The sequence below is a fragment of the Streptomyces meridianus genome (assembly GCF_023703325.1).
Taxonomy (GTDB): domain Bacteria; phylum Actinomycetota; class Actinomycetes; order Streptomycetales; family Streptomycetaceae; genus Streptomyces; species Streptomyces meridianus.
In genome coordinates this window covers 1-4,858 of record NZ_JAMQGM010000059.1, presented here as the reverse complement: position 1 = coordinate 4,858, position 4,858 = coordinate 1, and the positions used below count along the sequence as shown (strand labels likewise).

Genomic DNA, 4,858 nt, shown 5'->3' with positions numbered 1-4,858 from the left:
AACAGCACCGCCGTACGGCCGTGGTCGTCGGCATGTGTGCCGAGCGCCTCGCCCGACGCCAGGTCGGCCAGTCCGCGGAGTGCGGCATCGCGGTCGGCGACCGGGACCACCGCCCGGTGCTCCAGATGGGCTCGCCCGGTCGCCAGCGAGAACGCCGTGTCGGTGAGAGCAGAGGGGGACGGGTCGCCGGCCAGCAGGTGGGACCGCAGGCGCTCGGCCTGGCGGGCCAGAGCGTCACGGTCGGTTCCGGAGAGCAGCAGCGGCACGGCCGGGAGGACGCGCGGGGACGTACCGGCGCCACTCGACTCCGCGGTCTCCGGGGCCTGTTCGACGACGAGGTGGGCGTTGGTGCCACTCAGGCCGAAGGAGGACACGGCGGCGCGCCGGGGGCGGTCACGCTCAGGCCACGGGCGGGGCCGGGTGAGCAGGCGCACACCCCCCGCGGTCCAGTCGACTTCCGGCGACGGCTCGTCGACGTGCAGGGTCTGCGGCATCTCACCGTGGCGGACGGCCATGACGGCCTTGATCACGCCGCTGACGCCCGCCGCGGCCTGTGCGTGACCGATGTTGGACTTGACCGACCCGAGCCACACCGGGTCGTCGTCGCCGCGGTCACGGCCGTAGGTGGCGAGGAGGGCCTGTGCCTCGATCGGGTCGCCCAGGCGGGTCCCCGTCCCGTGGCCCTCGACCAGGTCGATGTCGGCGGAAGTGAGGCCGGCGTCGGCCAGGGCACGCTGGATGACACGCTGTTGGGACGGGCCGTTGGGCGCGGTGAGTCCGTTGGACGCGCCGTCCTGGTTGATCGCCGAGCCGCGGATGACGGCGAGGACTTCGTGGCCGAGGCGTTCGGCGTCCGCGAGGCGTTCGACCAGGAGCAGGCCGACTCCCTCGGACCAGCCGGTCCCGTCGGCGGCCCCGGCGAACGCCTTGCAGCGTCCGTCGGCGGACAGCCCTCGCTGCCGGCTGAACTCCACGAAGATCTCAGGGGTGGACATGACGGTCACACCTCCCGCCAGGGCCATGCCGACCTCGCCGCGGCGCAGGGCCTGGCAGGCCATGTGCAAGGCCACCAAGGACGACGAACATGCCGTGTCGACGCTGACGGCCGGGCCCTCGAGTCCGAGCGCGTAGGCCACACGTCCGGTCAGGATGCTGGCGGCGGTACCGTTGCCGACGTAGCCGGCGAGCTCGTCGGGGACCTCCCGCAGCCGGCTGCCGTAGTCGTGGTACATGACGCCCGCGTAGACACCGGTCTGGCTGCCCTTGAGGGTGGTGGGGTCGATGCCCGCCCGTTCGAACGCTTCCCACGCGACCTCGAGCAGCAGGCGCTGCTGCGGGTCCATCGCGATCGCCTCGCGCGGTCCGATGCCGAAGAAGGCAGGGTCGAACTCGGCTGCGTCGTGGAGGAATCCGCCGCTTCGCGCGTAGGTCCTGCCCGGCAAGCCGGGTTCCGGATCGTAGACGGCGTCGGTCTGCCAGCCGCGGTCGGTGGGGAAGTCACCGATCGCGTCGACCCCGTCCCGGACGAGTCGCCACAGGTCCTCCGCGGACCGCACCCCGCCGGGGAAGCGGCAGCCGACGGCGACGATCGCGATCGGGTCGTCGCCGGAGAGCGGCACGGCGGCGGCAGTTTCCGGGAGCATCGCCTCCGCCTCGGCGCCGCCGAGTTCACGGTCGAGGAACCCGGCCACTGCACGCGCCGTCGGATGGTCGAACACGAGGGTCGCGGGGAGTCGGAGTCCGGTGGCGGCGTTGAGGGCGTTACGGAGCTCGACCGCCGCCAGGGAGTCGAAGCCCAGTTCCTTGAAGGCTCGGTCGGCCCCGACGGCATCGGCGGAGGCGTGTCCCAGGACGGCGGCGACGTGACCGCCGACCAGTTCGAGCAGTGCGCGGATGCGGTCGGCCCCGCTGAGCCCCGCGAGGCGGCGGGCGAGGTCTCCGCCCTCGGTAGCGTGCCGCACGCTCGCCCGGCGGGTCGCAGGACGAGCGGCGAGGCCGCGGAGCAGGGCGGGAAGGTCCGTGCCGCGGGCCTGCAGAGCAACCGGGTCGACCTGCAGCGCCGCGGTCAGCGGACGGCGGGTGCGCACGGCGGCGTCGAAGAGGTCGAGGCCGCGCTCGAGCGGGAGGGCGGGCAGGCCGAGACGGTTCATCTTTGCCAGGTCGGCGTCGGTCAGCTCACCGCCGAGACCGGTGGCGACGCCCCACAGCCCGAAGGCGACGGACGTGGCGGGGAGGCCGGCGGCGTGGCGGTGGTGGGCGAGTGCGTCCAGGAACACGTTGGCCGCCGCATAGTTGCCCTGACCGGCGGCCAGCACCAGACCACCGGCCGAGGAGAACATCACGAACGCCGACAGGTCCAGATCCCGCGTCAGCTCGTGCAGATGCCACGCCGCATCCGCCTTCGGCCGGAACACCGCGTCGATGCGTCCGGGGGTGAGGGTGGCGACGGTGCCCGGGTCGACGACGGCTGCCGCGTGGACCACACCGGTGAGCGGGCGCTCCTCCGGAACCGTCGCGATCAGGGCGGCGAGCGCGTCGCGGTCGGACACGTCACAGGAGGCGAGGGTCACCTCGGCTCCGTGACGGATCAATTCGTCCCGCAGTCGGCCTGCCCCAGGGGTGTGCCGGCCGCGGCGGCTGGTCAGCAGCAAGTGCCGCACGCCGTGCTCCGTCACCAGACGGCGGGCGACATGCGCGCCGAGACCGGAGGTGCCCCCGGTCACGAGCACGGTCCCGGTGGCGTCCCACGGCGCGGGCACGTCCGGCACCCGGGTGCGTGTCATTCGCGGGGCGAGGAAGACGCCTTGGCGGAGGGCGAGTTCGGGTTCCGCGAGCAGGGCCGCGGTGGCCGGATGCGGGTGGGCGGCGGGCGCGGTGCCGGAGGTGTCCCCGGTGTACGCCGTCCCGGCCGCATCTCCCCCGTGGTCCGTGCCTGCGTCGAGGTCCGTGCCCGGACCGATGTCCAGCAGGACGATACGGCCCGGGTTCTCCGCCTGGGCGGCGCGTACCAGACCCCAGATCGGGGCCTGGACGAGATCGACGTCCGCGCGGTCGCCGATCGCGACGGCGCCCCTGGTGACGACCACCAGCGTCGAGGCCGAACACCGCTCGTCCGCGAGCCACCGTTGGAGCAGTTCCAGGACGCGCCCGGCCTCGGCGCGCGCGGCCTCGGGGGCTGACCCGGGCGGGGTGTGACAGGGCGCGAGCACGACCGGAGGGATCTCCGCGAGGGACGAGGGGTCGCCGGAGCCGAGCACGGCGGCCCGCACGGTGCCGTTGGGGGGCGCGGGCACCGACGACCAGCTCACCTGATACAGCGCATCGGACAACACTCCATCAGCGATGACCAGTTGGTCAGGCGCAACGGGCCGGCAGACAAGGGAGCCGACAGTCATGACGGGGCGTCCCGTCTCGTCGGCGACGACCATCTCCGACTCCTCCGCCCCGCGGATGCGCCGCACCCGGACGCGCAGCGCAGCCGCACCGGAGGCGTGAAGGGCCACGTCGTTCCAGGCGAACGGCAGGAGCGCCTCAGTGCCGCCCTCCTCCAGGTCGACGAGGACGTCGACGTGCATGGCGATGTCGAGCAGCGCGGGGTGCAGTCCGTAGTCGGTGGCCTCGCCGCGCACCGGGGCGGGCAGGGCGACCTCGGCGAACAGTTCGTCGCCGCGCCGCCAGGCGGCGGTCAGTCCCTGGAATGAAGGACCGTAGTGGTAGCCGCGGTCCCGCAGCCGGGTGTACGCGGCGTGGACGTCAACGGGTGCGGCGCCGGCCGGCGGCCACTGCGTCAGATCGGCGTCCGCTGCGTCGGAGGTGCCGGGGGTGAGGAAACCGGCGGCGTGCCGCGTCCACGCGTGGGTGGGCGCGTCGTCCTGCCGGGAGTGGATGTGCACGGCTCGGCGGCCCACCGCGTCGGGGGCGCCCGCTACAGCCCGCAGGGCGACGCCGCCGTGCCGGGGCAGGACCAGGGGGGCTTCGAGGGTCAGTTCTTCGAGCAGCCCGCAGCCGGTCTGGTCGCCCAGGAGAACCGCGAGCTCCACGAACGCGGTCCCGGGCAGCAGGACGGTCCCGTGCACGTCGTGATCGCCCATCCAGGGCTGGGCGGTGAGCGACAGCCGCCCGGACAGCACGAGGGTGTCCGACTCGGGCGACAGCACCGCCGCGCCGAGCATCGGATGGTCCACCCGGTCGAGTCCGGCGGAGCCGACGTCCCCGGCCGCCGGAGCGACGTCGAGCCAGTACCGCTCGTGCTGGAAGGCGTAGGTGGGCAGGTCGACACGCCGGTGTCCGCGGTCGCCCAGCACATCGGTCCACCCGACGGCGACACCGCGTGTCCAGGCAGTCCCGATGCCGGACAGCACCTCGCGATCCTCGGCACGGCCCCGGCGGATCAGGGGTACGAACGCCGTGTCGTCATGCGTGGTCGAGGCAGGGCCGAGAGCGGACAGCACGGCATCGGGGCCGACCTCCAGGAAGGTGCGCACGCCTTGCTGTTCGAGGCCGCGGACGGCATCGGCGAACCGGACCGCCGCACGCACCTGATCCACCCAGTACGACGCGTCGAGACCGCTGACGCTCTCGCCGGTGACGGTGGAGACCACCGGAATGCGCGGCACCGCGTAGGTCACGCTCTCGGCGACCTTGCGGAAGTCCTCGAGCATCGGCTCCATGAGCGGCGAATGGAACGCGTGCGAGACCGTGAGCCGATTCGTCTTACGGCCCTGCCCGGCGAACAGGGCAGCGATCGCCAGCACCTCGTCCTCCGAGCCCGACACCACCACCGACTCCGGACCGTTGACCGCCGCAATCGACACCGCATCGGTGAGCAGCGGTGCGATCTCGTCCTCGGTGGCTTCGA

At 73.2% G+C, this 4,858-nt stretch carries 1 protein-coding gene; it reads right to left on the bottom strand.

Annotation, left to right across the window (positions count from 1 at the left end; genetic code table 11):
• Positions 1-4,858 (bottom strand): type I polyketide synthase (locus tag M1E25_RS23870; protein ID WP_251419079.1); only part of this gene is annotated, 4,858 nt, incomplete at both ends.